General features: G+C 48.3%; 15 protein-coding genes. 3 read left to right on the forward strand and 12 right to left on the reverse strand.

Annotated elements, in window-relative coordinates; all coding sequences use genetic code 11:
* Nucleotides 1–195: 195 nt before the first annotated feature.
* The 11 genes from FN124_RS02155 to FN124_RS02205 form a co-directional block, all read right to left on the reverse strand.
* Nucleotides 196–2,160 carry a glycoside hydrolase family 127 protein gene (locus FN124_RS02155; RefSeq protein WP_142683144.1) on the reverse strand — a complete coding sequence of 655 codons (1,965 nt, stop codon included), beginning with the start codon at nt 2,158–2,160 and terminating at the stop codon, nt 196–198.
* 8 nt (nt 2,161–2,168) lie between these two features.
* Nucleotides 2,169–3,779, reverse strand: a complete 1,611-nt coding sequence (locus tag FN124_RS02160) for a RagB/SusD family nutrient uptake outer membrane protein (RefSeq protein ID WP_142683145.1) — start codon at nt 3,777–3,779, stop codon at nt 2,169–2,171.
* Between the two features lie 18 nt (nt 3,780–3,797).
* On the reverse strand, nt 3,798–7,058 hold the full coding sequence (locus FN124_RS02165) for a SusC/RagA family TonB-linked outer membrane protein (protein ID WP_221887716.1): 3,261 nt from the start codon (nt 7,056–7,058) through the stop codon (nt 3,798–3,800).
* A 202-nt stretch (nt 7,059–7,260) separates the two neighbouring features.
* A complete protein-coding gene (locus FN124_RS02170; protein ID WP_142683146.1) occupies nt 7,261–8,319 on the reverse strand; it encodes a FecR family protein in 1,059 nt (352 codons plus the stop codon).
* A 7-nt stretch (nt 8,320–8,326) separates the two neighbouring features.
* Nucleotides 8,327–8,878 carry an RNA polymerase sigma-70 factor gene (locus FN124_RS02175; RefSeq protein ID WP_142683147.1) on the reverse strand — a complete coding sequence of 184 codons (552 nt, stop codon included), beginning with the start codon at nt 8,876–8,878 and terminating at the stop codon, nt 8,327–8,329.
* An 89-nt stretch (nt 8,879–8,967) separates the two neighbouring features.
* Nucleotides 8,968–9,297, reverse strand: a complete 330-nt coding sequence (locus tag FN124_RS02180; protein WP_142683148.1) for a DoxX family protein — start codon at nt 9,295–9,297, stop codon at nt 8,968–8,970.
* Between the two features lie 3 nt (nt 9,298–9,300).
* The gene (locus FN124_RS02185; RefSeq protein WP_142683149.1) at nt 9,301–10,050 is read right to left on the reverse strand and encodes an HvfC/BufC N-terminal domain-containing protein; all 750 of its coding nucleotides are present in this window, start codon (nt 10,048–10,050) and stop codon (nt 9,301–9,303) included.
* On the reverse strand, nt 10,034–10,861 hold the full coding sequence (locus tag FN124_RS02190) for an HvfB family MNIO-type RiPP peptide maturase (protein WP_142685451.1): 828 nt from the start codon (nt 10,859–10,861) through the stop codon (nt 10,034–10,036). The genes FN124_RS02185 and FN124_RS02190 overlap by 17 nt, the downstream gene beginning before the upstream one ends.
* A gap of 79 nt (nt 10,862–10,940) precedes the next feature.
* Complete coding sequence (locus tag FN124_RS02195; RefSeq protein WP_142683150.1) at nt 10,941–11,279, reverse strand: hypothetical protein; 339 nt, start codon at nt 11,277–11,279, stop codon at nt 10,941–10,943.
* A gap of 83 nt (nt 11,280–11,362) precedes the next feature.
* A complete protein-coding gene (locus FN124_RS02200; RefSeq protein ID WP_142683151.1) occupies nt 11,363–11,626 on the reverse strand; it encodes a hypothetical protein in 264 nt (87 codons plus the stop codon).
* Between the two features lies 1 nt (nt 11,627).
* On the reverse strand, nt 11,628–12,203 hold the full coding sequence (locus tag FN124_RS02205; RefSeq protein ID WP_185937062.1) for a sigma-70 family RNA polymerase sigma factor: 576 nt from the start codon (nt 12,201–12,203) through the stop codon (nt 11,628–11,630).
* Between the two features lie 226 nt (nt 12,204–12,429).
* On the opposite strand from FN124_RS02205, the gene FN124_RS02210 reads away from it, so the two are divergent.
* Entirely contained in the window at nt 12,430–13,158 is a 729-nt protein-coding gene (locus FN124_RS02210) for a hypothetical protein (protein WP_142683153.1), read from the forward strand.
* 15 nt (nt 13,159–13,173) lie between these two features.
* Here the strand turns inward: FN124_RS02210 and FN124_RS02215 are convergent, their stop codons facing one another.
* Nucleotides 13,174–14,157 carry a LuxE/PaaK family acyltransferase gene (locus FN124_RS02215; protein WP_142683154.1) on the reverse strand — a complete coding sequence of 328 codons (984 nt, stop codon included), beginning with the start codon at nt 14,155–14,157 and terminating at the stop codon, nt 13,174–13,176.
* Between the two features lie 149 nt (nt 14,158–14,306).
* Here FN124_RS02215 and FN124_RS02220 point away from each other — a divergent pair, with 149 nt between their 5' ends.
* On the forward strand, nt 14,307–14,738 hold the full coding sequence (locus tag FN124_RS02220; RefSeq protein ID WP_142683155.1) for a hypothetical protein: 432 nt from the start codon (nt 14,307–14,309) through the stop codon (nt 14,736–14,738).
* A 92-nt stretch (nt 14,739–14,830) separates the two neighbouring features.
* The gene (locus FN124_RS02225) at nt 14,831–16,369 is read left to right on the forward strand and encodes an acyl-CoA carboxylase subunit beta (RefSeq protein WP_142683156.1); all 1,539 of its coding nucleotides are present in this window, start codon (nt 14,831–14,833) and stop codon (nt 16,367–16,369) included.
* Nucleotides 16,370–16,404: the final 35 nt, after the last annotated feature.

Here is a 16,404-nt window from a genome sequence, read left to right on the forward strand (position 1 = left end):
TTCGATATCCGGTAAGCAAGCATTCGGGCCCGGGCATCTGAGTACTGATCTTTTCCCGACTATTTTTGCGTTCGTAGGAACCGCCGCTTCAGCTTTTTAACAAAAAAACGCAGCGCGTCGCTCATAACGATATTCCCGGGGAATTTAAGCGTGGAGTAAAGTCGCCCTCCTCACCGGAGGGCGACTTTATAAATCTTATGGTTTAATATTCACTTCCGCAATCTTCTCTGGTAACCATACTTCCATTTCTCCTTTACCCCGGTTTGCCCAGGAAAAATAAGGGATGGCAGTAATGGTTTGCTTAACGGTGGTCACAGTTTCGCCATTAGCGCCCACCTTTACTACCGGCACTTCGCCTTTAAGCGTTACCACGCCATTGAGCAGCGACGGATCATATGCGGCGGTGAACACGGTATTACCCGGTACGATGATGTTACTCACCTCACCGGCATTGTCCGCATGTTCTACACAATACACCAATGGACCACGTTGCAGTGCAATACGGTTATGGTCCTGCTGAATGCTGTCGATGGCCTGCACCTTTCTTACTTCCATAGGCAGTTGCAACTGTACCACGTCGTTCTTTTTCCAGTTACGACGGATCACCGCGTAACCATCTTCCAGGTCATATTTCACCGCGGCGCCATTAACGGTAATGGTAAAGGTGGCGCTGGAATTGTCTTTATAAAAGTACGTATTGCCGGGTACCGGCTGTTGTTGCGCCCATCCCGGAATGCGGACATGGAGCGGAAATTCCTGGCTACGTTTAGGGGACACCGTTATCTTCACATTTCCGCTCCATGGATAATTGGTTTCCTGGCGGAGTTGCACGGCGCCATTTTCCAGGGTGATGCTGGTATTGCTACCCACGAACAGGTTCACCCAGATATCGCGTTGGGATTTACCATAGATATAATCACCCAGTGAAGCAATCAGGCGGGCGATATTGGAAGGGCAGCAGGCCGTGCCAAACCATTCCTGCCGGGCATGCTGGCCACCTGAGGCCAGTGGGTTCCCGTAAAAGAACCGGTCGCCGCTGAGGGAAAGGCCATCGAGCGCACCGTTATACAAACTTCTTTCCAGCACATCTATGTATTTGCTGTTACCGGTAAGACCATTCATCCGCTGGTTCCAGAATACCATGCCTACCGATGCACAGGTTTCGCAATAGGCGTTGGCGTTAGGCAGGTCGTAATCGGTGGTGAAGCCTTCGTTATGACCGGAAGAGCCGATACCACCGGTGATGTACATATTACGGTATACCACATCTTCCCATACTGCTTTCATGGCTTTCATATAGCCCTCATCGTTACGTGCGGCGCCTACGTCTGCCACACCGGTATACAGATACATGGCGCGTACGGCATGCCCCGTAATCTGCCGCTGCTGTTCAACAGGCAGACTATCCTGGCAATAGTCGGCGTTTTTCCAGTTGTCCCATATTACTCCACGGCCATGTCCTTTGCCGCGTTGTTGCAGGAACCAGTTGGCCAGGTCCAGGTATTTCTGCCGGCGGGTGGTTTTGTAGAGTTTTACCAGCGCCAGCTCCACTTCCTCATGGCCTGAAACCCAGGGCCGGTTGGGAATACGGAAGGTGCTGTCGATATGGTCTGCAAAACGGGTAGCTACGTTAAGCAGTTTTTTCTTACCTGTTGTATTGTAATAGGCAACTGCCGCTTCAAAGAGATGGCCGGCGCAATAGTCCTCATGCTTTTCCATATCTGTCCAGCGCTTGCCGGGCGCATTGAGGGTATAGTAAGTATTGAGATAACCATCCGGTTGCTGCGCTGCTGCAATTTTGTCGATCCATTCATCGGCCTTCTTTTCCAGGGAAGCATCCGGATAATTCTTTAAAGAATAGGCAATGGCTTCGATGGCTTTGTATACATCTGAGTCATCATAGTAGATGCCTTCATGTTTTTCGCCATCCTGCCGCGCTACTTTTTCAAAGTTGCGGATACGTGGTGTTTTCACCTCTGTCTGGTCAATGCAAACAGGGATCGTCACTTTGCTGACGGTTTGTATCCACGGGCTCCAGAAGCTATCGGTGATCTGTACCTGTGAATAGCTTACCGGCTGAATGGCCTGCAGGGACTGCGCCTGGGCATTGGCGCCGAATGCGGCGCAAAGCAATACCGCTAAAGATCTTTTCTTATTCATCCTGTCTATTATTTTAGTTTTGGATTAGCATTGATGGCCTCCTGTGGGATCGGGAAGATGCGGCGTTCGTCGCCATTAGGTTTATGTGATAACCAGCTTTTTTTGGTGTAGGTGCCAAAGCGGATCATATCGCGGCGGCGATAGGATTCCCAGACAAATTCCCAGCCCAGTTCGTCGAGAAAACGGCCATATTGTACGGGAGCCGCATCCCCTGTATCCGTGATCTTATAATTTTGTACATAGCCGTAATGATAAACCGTATTTTTTTGCAGGTCGGCGCCGGTTACGGTAGCTTTGGCCGGATCGGTTTTGAAATTGCGGTTGCGTACCTGTGTTACCAGCAGGGCGGCATCGTCGGGATGACCGGTGCGCAACAGGCATTCCGCTTTCATCATCAGCACCTGTGCATAACGAAAGAAGGGGAAGTCGTTGCTCAGATCGGGTTTGGCGCCTACTTTTACTTCAAATTTGTTCATACGGTAACCTTCCGATTCGCCGGTATATAAGCCATCCGGCAGGTCTTTCGTCAGTACCAGCTGTTTACCTGCCTTATCGTACGAACCGAGCAGCGGTTGTCCGTCCATACCTCTTTGTGGCCCCATGAGCCAGGTATCCGGCAAACGCTGATCGGAAGGATCATAAGTATCTATGAATTGCGATATGGCCATGGCGGAACCGGAGCCCCAGGGCGTGGCCTGCATGTTGGATCTGGCTTTGAAAGCGCCGTGCCATGAAAACATCTCATAATAAAATCCACCCGCTACATTTTCATCAAAAGGGATGGCGAAGATAATCTCCGGGCTGTGATCATTATTGGTTTTGAAAATATCCCTGTACACTGGTTCCAGCGAATATTTGCCGGTGATATCATTGCATTGCGCCAGGCAGGCTTCCCATTGTGGTGTGCCGGTATATACTTCCGCATTCAGGTAGATGTTTGCGATCAGCGCTTTAGCAGCCCATTTGTTGAAACGGCCATAGGTCTGTGGATCGATATCTTCACTAAGATCAGGCATAGCGGCCAGGATCTCGTTCACCACAAACTGGTATACCTCTTTTCGTGGTGTTTTGCCGGGATAGCTCTCCTGGCTGGCAAGGCCGTGCAGGGGAGTCGTCACTAAGGGCACATCTCCAAAATTATCGAGCAATAACCAATAAAAGAACGCGCGTGCCACCCGCATTTCCGCTACAAAGTTCTTTTTATCCAAGCCGGCAGGCATTTGAATCTTGCCGGTATCCAGCTGTTCTATCACCCTGTTGGCGTTAGACACGCCAACGTACATGCTATTCCACATATTGGCCATCTGCGGGTTTTCAGAATTCCAGGTATGCAGGTGCATCCTTTTGTAAATGCCACCGTCGTCCCAGCCGGAAGCATTGGCCGGCATCACCAGTTCATCTGTAGATGCTTCCTGGGCAATGCTATAGGTTGTATGCCCGAAAAGCCCACGCATATTGGCATACACGATGCCCATGGCTTTGTAGGGATCGGTATATTTATAGGCATCTTCCTTTACCTCGGAATAGGTGATTTCATCGAGATTATTATTACAGGCGATCCCTGTTGTAAGCAGCACCAGTAAGCCGCTGATATATATACAACTGTTAAGTTTTTTCATCTGTCAGAATTTTAATGATCAAAAAGTAAAGAACGCGCCCAGTGTATACGTGGCCGTAGCCGGGTAGCGATTACGATCGTCTACACCCGGTACCAACGCACTACCTCCATAATAGGTACTGATTTCAGGGTCTATCCCTTTATACTTTGTGAACGTGATCAGGTTGGAACCGGAAGCGTATACCCTTATCCGTTTGATGAACGGATTCTTCACCGTCATGTTATAGCCAAGGGTAATGTTGTCTATTTTCCAGTAGTTACCGTTCTCTACATAGTAGCTGACATAGTTGAGCGACTGATCATCTGCCAATGGTCTTTTGCCGTAGATGTTGTCATAGGTGGTCGTTAATACATTACCCCGGGTCAGCATTACCGGTTGCTCGTACCACATACGCGCCGTGTTGAGGATCTGGAAGCCGAAAGCACCGCGCATAGTAATGTTCAGGTCCAGTTTCTTATAGGTGAACGTATTGTTCCATGCCAGGAAATGTTTAGGAAGACCGTTCCCGATCACCTGTTTGTCATCTGCCTGCTGATCATTGATGGGCTTGGGCTTACCATCTTTTCCTTCGATGATCCAATGGCCATCTTTATCAATATCTACTGTTTTGAATCCCCAGAAATTACCGATAGGATTACCGATCTGAATACGCGCAAATTGCGTTTGTATGGGTTCGCCGCTATTCCCATCGTCGAAATATCCACTGGCAATGGAGAAGTTCTTATCGGAGAGAGATACCAGTTGATTTTTATTGGTGGAATAATTGACGGTAGTACTCCACATAAAGCTTTTTGTCTTTACAGGGATGCCATTCACCTGTACCTCTATTCCTTTGTTGTCCATAGTGGCGGCGTTGGCCGTCATTTTGTTATACAGGTAAGGAGGCGTTGGTACGGTATAATCCATGAGCAGGTCGGTGGTATGGCGTTTGTAGATGTCGATGGAACCGGTGATGCGATCTTCCAGGAAACCGAAATCAATGCCGGCATTTGTTTCCTGTTTCTTTTCCCAGCGCAGGTCTGGATTGGGATTGGTCGACTGACTAACACTCTGTATCCATTGCCCGTTGTAGTACACATAGGTATTGAAGTTGAGCAGGTTGAGGGAACCATAGTTGGTGCCTGGCTCTGTACCGGTAATTCCAAAGCCGCCGCGCAGTTTCAGGCTGCTGATGACATGCACGTTTTCCATGAAGCTCTCTTTCCTGATATTCCATCCTGCGGAAATGGCCGGGAAGTTGCCCCATTTATGATTCGCGCCAAACCGGGAGGAGCCTTCATGACGCACGCTGGCCATCAACATATATTTCCCTTTGAACGCATAGTTCAGGCGGAAGAAATAGCCTACCAGCTTATTTTCCATGGTACTGGAATTTTCCGGCGCTTCCCCTCTTTTCAATGCAAGGCCCGATTGCATTTTATTATAGGTGTAATCGTCAGTGGGGAAATCCCAGTTCTGCATCCAGTAATCGTCTGACAGGAATTTGCGCCAGCTGTATCCTACCAGTGCGGTAAATTCGTGTTCCCTGATTTTTTTCTGGTAATTAGCGGTTAGTTCCAGCAGATTTTCTTCATTACGCGTGGTGCCTCTGCTGGCATAACCATTGCGGCCATCATGTATGGTAGAATAATGCTGCTTGCTTTCATAATAGCCACGGGTGCTGTTAAATACATCCCTTGAACCGAGGAGACTGATCGTAAGATCATTTATCGGGATAAAGGTAATGGTGCCATAGGTTCTCAGATCCGTGTTTTTGTTTTGTCCCTGTGTTTCCTGGAGCAGGGCAACGGGATTGGCATAATCTGTTTTATCGATATGCTCCGTCCACTTGCCGTTGGGATCTTTCAGCGGATCAGTAGGATTATAGGTAAGGGCGTTGCGATATACATCGGTACGATAGCTGTTACCGTCCGCGCCTGCAAAAAACTGCTGCTGATAGCCGCTTACGTTGGCGTTGAATTTCAGGCGGCCGTCGAACATCTGGTGGTTGATTTCTATCCGCGGAAAAAATACCTGGTTGTCGGAGCGCTTCATGAGTCCCTGTAAGCTGCGATAATTGAGATTGGCAATGTAGCTGGTATTTTTGTTGCCACCTTTCAGGCTCAGGTTATAAACCTGGGAGATGGGTGTTTGCGTTACTTCATCCAGCCAGTTGGTATTGGCGCCATAGTCCGTGGCGCCGGGCTTACCTTCCTGTACCAGTTTACGGTATTGTTCCGCATTCATGAAGTTCAGCTTTTTGGTAATTTTCTGGGTAGATACATATGCGCTGAGATCTACGGTGGGAGGAGTTTCGCCCTGTACCTGCTTAGTGGTAATGAGGATCACGCCGTTGGTACCACGGGTACCATAAATCGCGGCTGCCGAGCCATCCTTCAGCACATCGATCGATTCAATATCCTCCGGTGCCACGCTGATAAGAGAGCCGGGTACACCGTCTATCAGTACCAGTGGAGATACGCCTGCTTTCAGGGTACTGATGCCCCGGAGACTTATCTGGGAGGTGCTGGTGGGATTACCATCGGGAACGGTAATGCTCAGTCCTGCTACCTTTCCACGGATCAATTGCCCCGCATCAGTAGCGGCTCCTTTTACGAAGTCTTCCGCCTTTACGCTGGCAATAGCAGTGGTGATCCGTTCGCGGCGTTGCGTGCCATAGCCTACCACTACCACTTCATTTAAACCGCTGTTATCCGTTTCCAGTGCGATGGTTAGCGTTCCCTGGTTACCTGCCGGCATTTCACGGGGTTTGTAGCCAATGAAGCTAAAAGTAAGGATTGCGTTATCAGGCACCTGTAGTTCAAAATCCCCGAGCGCATTCGTTACAGTGCCCTGGGCAGTCCCTTTAATACGGACCGTGACGCCCGGCAACGGTTGCCCCATTTCATTTACCACGTGGCCTTTGAGCCGGAAATCCTTTAGCACTTCATTTCTTGGTGCTACCAGCACAACGCCGTTTTCCATGATCCGGTATTGCAGATCGGGGAGGTAGTTGTCCATAATTTCAGATAGGGTGGCATCGGCTACGTGGATGTTCACCTTCTTCTTTTGCAGGCTGCTGTTATTGAACATAAACCGGAAATTGCTTCCGGCAGCTATCTTTTCAAACAATTTCTCAACAGGTAGATCATCGTAGCGCAGCGTGAACCGCTGCTGGGAGTATACACTGGCGGAAACCTGCAATAACGCGCCCAGGATGCAAATGGCGGTAAGGTTCATAAAAAGCAGTATTTTTTTGATCCGCCTGTATCCTGGCGAATCGTTTTGGTTGTTTTTCATACATTTGTTTTGAGTTGTTAAATATCAGGGCAAAGAAAATCCCCTTCAGGTCGCTGATCCTTATGTGGATTCAATCCTGATTTGACATCCAGGGAAAGTGGAGCAACACTTTCCCTTTTTTTTGCCCATTACGTGAAATGAAATTGGTGCGCCTTTTCCTTGGTTGATTACATGGCAATTACATTAAAGGTGAAGAAATCTATTATCTGATCATAACGGTGTCTTTGTTGATCTGGAAACGGAAAGGAGTGGTGAATTGCAGCGAGGTGAGGGCCTGCTGAATGCTTTCGTTGGAAAACTCCCCACTCATTAACTGGTTGTGCAGACTATCGTTTTCTACAATGATCCTTATATTATACCATCTTTCCATTTTCCTGATAACATCATCAAAAGGCTCTTTTTTGAAAGACAAGCGGTTGTATACCCAGGCAGTTTCCGGGGCTTCCATTTCAGCTACTTTTTTTATGGTTATTGGCGGTGCTGCTGCTTTGTTTGGATAGATCTTCTGGCTGAGGGAGAACTTTTCCAGTGGTTTCAGGATCACTGTTTCCCGGCCTGGAACGGCAACTGATATTTTCCCGCTAACCAGTGTCGCCTCTGCCAGCAGGTCTTCCGCATAGGCCTTTACATTAAAGCGGGTGCCCAGCACGGTAATTTTCATGTTGCGGGTATGTACGATCAGTGGATGTTCTGCCGCTCCGCTTACTTCAAAATAAGCTTCCCCTACAAGCGTTACCTCCCGTTTGCCATTCAAAAAACCATCTGCATACGTTAATTTACTGCCCGCGTTCAGGCTCACCTTTGTGCCATCCGGCAATTCTATTTTTGTTTTGCTGCCTGGGCGGGTACTTACCTGGTTTTGGTGGGCGAGTATGGCAGGTGGCTGTTTATGGCCCTGCCATAGCCAGAACAGCGCGCCAAGTACAGCGGCGGCGGCCAGCCATGGAATTTCCCGCAGCCGGCGTTTTGCCGGCCGCCCCATCTGTGCACTTACCTTTTTCCAGCCCTTGTCCCGCATTTCCTGTCCTGCTTCCACTTCCACAAACGTGGTGTCGGCCGGCTGCAGAGCCGCCATCAGGGCCTCCAGCCCATCCGCCTCCCCATGCAACTGCTGCAATGCCTGCAATTCCGCCAGCTCTTCACTGCTGGCATCACCGGAAATCTTTTTGCCAAGTAAAATCAATAGTCTTTCAGGAAGCATGAAAATGAGTATCTGCATAGAAGACACACCTTTCCTGCTTTTACCCTGAAAAGCACGCAAACTTTTTTTAAGATTGTTGGGATCTGATATGTTCCAGTACCTCCGATAAACGACGCAACGCAATCGTCATCTGGGTTTCGACCGTTTTTACCGAAATATCCAGCAGCTCCGCCACCTCACGGTACCGGAGGCCATCTTCCTTCACGAGCTTGAAGATGAGTTTACATTTGGGGGGTAACTGATCAATGCTGCGGGTAATCATCCCTATAAATTCCTTTGAAATAGATAAACGCTCAGGAGAGAGCTCAAAACGGATATGTGCCGCGCTTATCTGGTCCAGGTCAATAAACTGATGCAGGCTACGCAGGTAATTACTGGCGCCATTCCTGGCAGATCTTAACAAGTAAGCCCTTAAATGCCTGATGCCGGCAAGCGTTTCGCGTTGTTGCCATAATTTGACAAAAATATCGTTGACGATTTCCTCCGCAGGTGGTTTGTCACGGATAATGGAGTAAACGAAATGAAATACAGGGAGCGCATGATGGTTATACAACCACTCAAATGCGGCTTCATCGGCAAAACTGGCTACGCGCTGCTTGCAGTGCTCTTCTGTCATCATCCCGTGGAAGAATTGAGGTACAATATAGGGAAAAATGTCTTAGATGCAAATGTATCCGGAGAATAAGCAGCCCTCCCGGCCAAATCTTATCATTCCAAAAAATAATCCAGCCCTATCTTCCCTCCACCATATATAAACAGGGCAAACAACATAATTAAATAATATAAAGGGATCTCAAACCCATTATCTCCTGCTGCAAAACCATTGCTCCAATGCACTGTTGCAATGGCCACCAGGTAAGCGCTCACATACGGCAACGGCATATGCAGTTGCACAAACCAATCACCAATACTATGTATGTCGCTCCATTTCATTTTTGCCGGCAGGTAAAACCCATACGCCAGCACCAGCCGCATAAACAGCAGCGGAATATCCCTGCACGCCTGCAAACGGCGTGCTAATACAGCGTAGGTACGCATACGTTATGATTGAAAACCCAGCACGAAATGCAGTTCCTGCATGTGCTTTAAAAAAGCAATTGAATCCAGCTCCAGTGTATCCGTTTGCGTTATATTCAGCTCAGGAGCATAATCCAGTATATCCCTTACCGTTATACCCATTGCCAGTTGCTCGGTTAAGAAAGCCAGCCAGGGCGACAGGTCCGTAAATTCCACATGCCCGGTTTCCGGGTGCCGGAACAACAGTACAAAATAAACGCCCTTATTTTTCAGTAATTCCTTTGGTTTGGCCAACAGGTGAACGGGATAACTGAAACGCAGCAACCTGTACTCAGGATTCAGCACCAACGGCGTTTCCAGCCAGTTGCCGGAAAGGCTGTAAGCGGGCGCAGGTATATCTTCCATATTATACACTTCCATTTCAGCCCATTCAAAGGCAAGGAGGTCGTTGAGGAAAGGAAGAGCGTAAACTTCTTCCCAGTTATGCTCTACCGCGTAGGTATAAAACTCCAGGGGGAGCTTCCATACCTGGTACGACCGGCACGCATGCCTGGAAAAAAATTCCTTCACCATTTTATTCCATTTCGTTGCAGGAATATGCCGGAACGCGATGGGAAACGCATGCTCCATGGTATCATGGATCATGTTAAATACCAGCTGCCGGTAGTGCTTCAGCCGCTGCGGCTTTACGCCAGGCAGCTTTACTTTTTCACCGGTTCTGCAATAAGCAGAAAAAGTTTGCTGGATATGATAGGTGTCAGGCAACAAGTTCATCTTTCAAATTCCATTGTTTGTGACAAATGTTTTTCAGCTTCGTTAATTCACCCTGCAACTCCGCCATTTCCGGGATATTAAAATCCCTTTCCAGCAGAACCGGTACCGGGTGCAGGCGCTGGATCGTCCATTCAAACAGATCGTATACCGGGTCTATGATCGGTTCCCCATGGGTATCAATAATGAGGTCCGGCGCTACCTGCTCATGACCGGCCATATGTATATAAGCTACTTTATCGAGGGGGAGTTGCTGTATAAACGCTTTGGCATCGTACCGGTGATTAAAAGCATTTACATAGATGTTATTCACATCCAGCAGCAGCTGGCAACCGGATTGCTTTACCACTTCATTGATAAAATCCACTTCGCTCATCTCTGCGGCAACCGGTGTGTAATAAGACACAATTTCCATTACCAGCGGCCGTTGCAGGTAATCCTGCACCTGTTGTATGCGGCTGGCAATATGCTTTACAGCATCCATCCGGAAAGGAATGGGGAGCAGGTCGTACATATGTGCATTATCACATTTGGAGTAGCTGAGATGCTCTGAATAGATCTGCACGTTATACTCCCTGAGAAACGTTTTTATATATTGCAGGAACGGCTTGTCCAGCTCCTCCGGGCTACCGATAGACAATGAGAGACCGTGGCACAGCACCGGATATTTTTCCACTACTCTGTGCAATACCTTCTTCCAGTACCCACCGATGTTCATCCAGTTCTCAGGAGCAAACTCGATAAAGTCGGGCCGGATATGCTCACCGCTGATCATTTCTTCCGCAAATTCCCTGCGAAAACCTACACCTACCATGACTATACGTTTTAGGAGGTTAAGATAAAAGTAAAGACCGGCTTGTGCGTACCTCACCGGCCTTTACTTTACCTGGAAATTAATTACCGGATTTGGTGGTGTCTTTTTTATGCTTGTCTCCTTTCTTACCTTTTTTATCACCACATTTTCCTTCACCGCATTTTCCCTGTCCGCATTTGCCTTCTTTTGACTTACCGGCAGATGCGCTGTCTTTTTTTGCGCCGCAGGCCAGTTCAATAGCGTTGGCTGTATTATCTGAAGCGCCGGTTAATGCGTTTCTCACCGCAGCGCCGGAACCGAGGTTAGTATAGCCTGCTGGTTTTGCATTTACCTGTAATGCAGCCATACCAAGGATAGCACCGGCAACAAGAGAGCCGGAAAAAAGTACTTTTTTGCTGATAGGATTGTTGTTTTTCATCTTTTTAAATTTAAAAAACTGGTGAAAAAATATGTATTTGAGAGGTAGACGTGGTGATTAAAGAATCCTTACAGGAAATTCAATTATTTTTCCATTTCCGCTGCTATCATCACCTCCCACTGCCGTTTCACGGATTCATCCAATGCAGCATCTTCAGCCGCCATCCAGCGCATGTGTGCGTCTATGGCCCTGCTTTGTTTCACATACCGCCGGCAGAAGTGGCAATATAACAGGTGAAACTGCAATCCTATGCGCTGCCACCGGGACAACGGTTGCTGTAGTTGTTTTTCCGCCAGCAGGGTGGCTTCTTTACAACAAGGCAGTAAAGTATGTAAGTGATGTTGCATGTCAGTTACTGAACCAGTTTTTTTCCAGGCAGGCCCTTAATTGTAATTTGGCCCGGTGAATAATAACCCAGTAGTTGGACGTAGTGATCGCCATATCCTTACAGATGTCTGCCGATTTTTTTTCTTCCAGATATTTCTGCTGAAAGATGGTTTTTCCTATGCCGCTCAGTTTAGCTATACAGGTGCGTAAGATCCTGGAAAATTCCCGCTGTTCTGATGGGTCGTTAATGTCCTGCTTCCAGGCTTTGGGGGCCATTTCCCGGCGCCAGTGCCCTTTTTTGTCAAAATAGATATCGTGTGGATCAGGATCGTTGCTATGCGCCGTTATACTATCTAATGTTAAAACAGTTTTGCCGGACTTACGGTAGTGGTCCGTTATTTTATTTTTCAGGATGGCAGTCAGCCAGGTCTTCTCGCTGCTATCTCCGCGGAAGCCGGACATAGCCTGCAACCCGCTGAGGAAGGTATCCTGTACCAGGTCCTGTGCCAGTACGGTATCTGGTACTTTGCTACACGCAAATTTAAATAAATCTTCCGCGTATAACTTCACCCATTCTTTTGGATTACAGGTCGTCATTGGTACCGTTATATGAAAAGCCTCTGTCTGCATAGCGTGTTTTTACGTATATAGTAGAAAGCTTACGGAAATTTACCTGTTTTAGTTTTCCCGGCGACCCAAAAAAATGTTAAAGGGGGATAACCGGTAGATACCCGATGGTAAATGGTGCGGAACCGTTGTCTACTATTCAGCATTTTATCCTATTTTTGGCCCTGTACCCAATGAAATATGAAATACTCGGCCCATGAAAAATGAAATGTCGCCTGTAACGTCCGTTTACTTTGTAACATTATTGAAGGCATATTTACGTGGTACTAAAACAAGACAGGAAGTAATAGATGAATTACGCAGCGTATCCCCGCTGCAGCAAAAGGCCGGAGAAGATTCAAACACTGAAGTGAGCAGGTTGCTGTTCCAGACTGCCAGTGAAATCAATGAACATTATTACCAGGATATTGTAACTGCTATTTCCCATGCTTCCGATACCACCCCTACCCGTGAAGGAGTTATGCACCAGCTGGAAGCAATGCTTACCGGCTATATCACAACGGAGCAGCTGATCCAATGGGCCACCTGGCACAATGAGCCGGGAGCCGATGAAGGAGCCGGCTTCTTTGACGATATAGCGGTGGATTATTTCTGTACACAATTGTTACCTTCATCTGCTGAAGAAATGACAATAGCGCATTACAAACAGGCGCTGAAGATTTTCCGGTCGGGCCAGCACAACAGCCTGAAAGATAAGGTAGCGCTGGTGTTATTGTCTGAAAAGGAAAGACAACGCTTCCTTTTTTACCTGGGCGATTATATACAGGGGCATACTTCCCCCGAACAACTGGATGTGTACCTGCTGCATAAATTCGGAATGGATCATCACTCCTTCCCCTATATGTCGTCCCTTTCCGCTATCATGCACGATCCCGGGAAACTACCGGCACTCCTGCATCTCGCCGCTATGGACGATAACATATAATATAAATTTAACACTCTAGCTAACCATCAGGCTGCAGCCTCTGAGGGCAGAATTATCGAGGCGGCCCAGTACTTCAAACCGGCCATCGGCATGCATACGGCCAATGTCTTCGGTGGCAATGAATGCACAGGAATAAATATTGGCGAGGTCAATGACGTTCATTACGCCGGCGCCTTTGCCGGCAGTAAGCTGGAAAGGGTCATTTTCATCCCTCAGCAGCACTTTCATCCAGGCAGGCGTTTCAAACAGGCCATCACACCTGGAATAGGCTTGCGATAACAGTTCTGTCATGCCGTATTCCGCGTGGATGCAGGCAGGGCCCAGCCGTTCTTTCAGGAAAGCATGCACTTCATCGCGGGTCCATTCCTCCCTTCTTCCCTTCATTCCTCCTGTTTCCATGACTATCGTATTTTTCAGGGAAAGGGTATACTGCTCCGCGAAATCCAGGAGGCCGAAGGTAACGCCGATCAGCAATACCTTCTGGCCCCGCGCTTCCAGGGCTTGCAGCTGCCGGAACAAGTTATCATGCTCATACAGGTAAAAGCCGCTTTCCTCATGTCCGCTGCGGATGGTCATTTCCTGCACCATCCGTACCAGCGAGGAATGCTGCCGCTCCAGGTAGGAAGGTAACAGGCCCAGCACCACATAGTCGCTCACCGGGCCGTAAAACTGCTCAAAGGCCGTCATAAAGCTTTGGGTATAGACAGCGGAATGCTTTACCAGGTGACGGCTGTTCACCGTTTGGGTGGTGCCACTGCTTTCGAAGATCAGTTCAGGGGTAAACTGCCCGCTTACCACGGTATGTGATTTGAAAAACTGTATGGGGAGATAGGGAATTTCAAGAATGTTTTTCACCGAAGCAGGCCGGATGCGCAGAGCATCCGTATAGGCCCTGTACAGGTCATTTTCCCGGTACTGGTACTGAAACAGCTCAAGGGCAGCGGCTTCCAGCCCACTTTCGGTTAATGAAAATATATATTCCGGTGATACGGCAGTCATGTAAAGCTCAGTTTAAAATCGCACAAAGTTAGGGAGAAGAATAAATCTATGCGCAGTAAGTAACAATTGTCACAAAAAAACGTTTTGGTATAGATGGATAGCGATAACTGAATATTTGTATATTTCCTAAATTAATGTAGGTTTGTTTTATGAAGAAAATTCTGTTTTTGTTCCTGCTGGCCGGGGTGTTTTATGCCTGTAAAAAGGATAAAATAGGTACCAAGCCCATTCTCAGCTTTAAAGGATATTCGGTTGACAGCGTGGTGACCAGTACCCAGCTGATGTTTGTTACACTCGATGTACAGGACGGCGACGGTGATATAGAAGATACCCTGCAGATAGCCCCTATCTATGATACCAAGATCCAGGACACCTTCTATATTGTAAGACGTATGCCTGAAATTGGCGCCAACAGGGGAAACAGCGTTAAAGCAGAAGTAGCGATCCGGCTGGAAACACAGGACTTCAGGACCTACCAGAGTCCGAACGACAGTATCCATTTCCTGGTATTTATCCGCGATAATGCCGGGAATTTCAGCGATACCATCGCTACCCCCAAAATACCATACAACATTCCCTGACAAACATTTACATTCTAAAATATCATACATTTAAGGATTCCTTTTCTGAAAGGGATCCTTTTATTTTTAGCTTTACTCTTGATTTTTAGCATATGGATAAACTAGAAGAACTACAGGCAAAGATCGCCGAAGCAATGCTTGGCGGAGGAGAGGTACGTATCGCTTCCCAGCATAAGAAAGGTAAGCTCACCGCCCGCGAAAGGATACAGCTGCTGATGGATGAAGGCTCTTTTGAAGAACTGGATATGCTGGTCACCAACCGCAACCGCGGGCTCACGGCAGATCAGGAACAGTTCCTCGGCGACGGCGTGGTAACGGGTTACGGCACTATCCATGGCCGGCTCACCTACGTTTTTTCACAGGACTTCACTGTATATGGCGGTAGTTTATCCGAACCACATGCCCGCAAGATCTGCAAGATCATGGACCTCGCCATGGAAAATGGCGCCCCTCTTATTGGCCTGAACGACAGCGGTGGCGCACGTATCCAGGAAGGAGTGGTAAGTCTTGGCGGCTATGCCGATATCTTTTACCGCAACACCAGGGCCTCCGGCGTGATCCCGCAGATCTCTGCTATTATGGGCCCCTGCGCCGGCGGCGCTGTATATTCCCCTGCTATCACCGACTTCATCATGATGGTGGAACAAACCTCCTATATGTTTGTGACCGGCCCCAACGTGGTAAAAACCGTTACCCATGAGGAAGTAACTTCAGAAGAACTGGGCGGCGCACAAACACATGCATCCAAAAGCGGCGTAACCCATTTTGCCTGTGCCAACGAAATAGAATGTATACAGTATATCAAACAGCTCCTCAGCTATGTGCCGCAAAACTGTGAAGAAACAGCGCCGGTATACCCTTACGAGCCAGGCAATGAAATAAGGGAAGCCCTTAACACGCTGATCCCCGACCACCCCAACCAGCCATATGATATGAAAGAAGCGATTGAGCAGATCACTGATGCCGGCAGCTTCTTTGAAGTACATAAAAATTTTGCGGAAAACATGATCGTGGGCTTTGCCCGCATTGCCGGCAGAAGCATCGGGATAGTAGCCAACCAGCCGGCTCACCTGGCCGGTGTACTGGACATCCACGCCTCTGTAAAGGGCGCCCGGTTTACCCGCTTCTGCGACGCTTTCAATATTCCCCTGCTGGTACTGGTAGATGTGCCCGGTTTCCTGCCGGGAACAGACCAGGAATGGAATGGTATCATCACCAACGGCGCCAAGCTGTTGTATGCGCTCAGCGAAGCCACCGTGCCCAAGCTCACCGTTACCACCCGCAAAGCCTACGGCGGCGCTTACTGCGTAATGAATTCCAAACACATCGGCGCCGATCTTAACTTCGCTTTCCCACAGGCCGAAATTGCTGTAATGGGCGCCAGGGGCGCCGTGGAGATCATCTTCAAAAGGGAAATTGATGCCGCATCCGACCCGGAAGCCCGTATGAATGAACTGGTGGCCGATTATACGGAAAGGTTCGCAAACCCCTACCTGGCAGCAGAAAAAGGGTATATCGATGAAGTGATCAAACCGGAAATGACCCGTATCAAACTGATCAAGGCTTTCAAAATGCTTGAAAATAAAGTGGTAAATATGCCGCGAAAAAAACATGGCAATATACCTTTGTAGCAAATGGCGTCCGCCTTTTAGTACCCTTATTTACT

It is taken from the genome of Chitinophaga polysaccharea (assembly GCF_902150045.1).
GTDB lineage: Bacteria > Bacteroidota > Bacteroidia > Chitinophagales > Chitinophagaceae > Chitinophaga > Chitinophaga polysaccharea_A.

Coding starts and splice junctions, on each gene's coding strand:
- FN124_RS02180 (WP_142683148.1), bottom strand. CDS start 9,297: ATGCGTACCTACGCTGTATTAGCACGCCGTTTGCAGGCGTGCAGGGAT.
- FN124_RS02175 (WP_142683147.1), bottom strand. CDS start 8,878: ATGATGACAGAAGAGCACTGCAAGCAGCGCGTAGCCAGTTTTGCCGAT.
- FN124_RS02185 (WP_142683149.1), bottom strand. CDS start 10,050: ATGAACTTGTTGCCTGACACCTATCATATCCAGCAAACTTTTTCTGCT.
- FN124_RS02155 (WP_142683144.1), bottom strand. CDS start 2,160: ATGAATAAGAAAAGATCTTTAGCGGTATTGCTTTGCGCCGCATTCGGC.
- FN124_RS02200 (WP_142683151.1), bottom strand. CDS start 11,626: ATGCAACATCACTTACATACTTTACTGCCTTGTTGTAAAGAAGCCACC.
- FN124_RS02190 (WP_142685451.1), bottom strand. CDS start 10,861: ATGGTAGGTGTAGGTTTTCGCAGGGAATTTGCGGAAGAAATGATCAGC.
- FN124_RS02195 (WP_142683150.1), bottom strand. CDS start 11,279: ATGAAAAACAACAATCCTATCAGCAAAAAAGTACTTTTTTCCGGCTCT.
- FN124_RS02210 (WP_142683153.1), top strand. CDS start 12,430: ATGAAAAATGAAATGTCGCCTGTAACGTCCGTTTACTTTGTAACATTA.
- FN124_RS02205 (WP_185937062.1), bottom strand. CDS start 12,203: ATGACGACCTGTAATCCAAAAGAATGGGTGAAGTTATACGCGGAAGAT.
- FN124_RS02215 (WP_142683154.1), bottom strand. CDS start 14,157: ATGACTGCCGTATCACCGGAATATATATTTTCATTAACCGAAAGTGGG.
- FN124_RS02165 (WP_221887716.1), bottom strand. CDS start 7,058: ATGAAAAACAACCAAAACGATTCGCCAGGATACAGGCGGATCAAAAAA.
- FN124_RS02225 (WP_142683156.1), top strand. CDS start 14,831: ATGGATAAACTAGAAGAACTACAGGCAAAGATCGCCGAAGCAATGCTT.
- FN124_RS02160 (WP_142683145.1), bottom strand. CDS start 3,779: ATGAAAAAACTTAACAGTTGTATATATATCAGCGGCTTACTGGTGCTG.
- FN124_RS02220 (WP_142683155.1), top strand. CDS start 14,307: ATGAAGAAAATTCTGTTTTTGTTCCTGCTGGCCGGGGTGTTTTATGCC.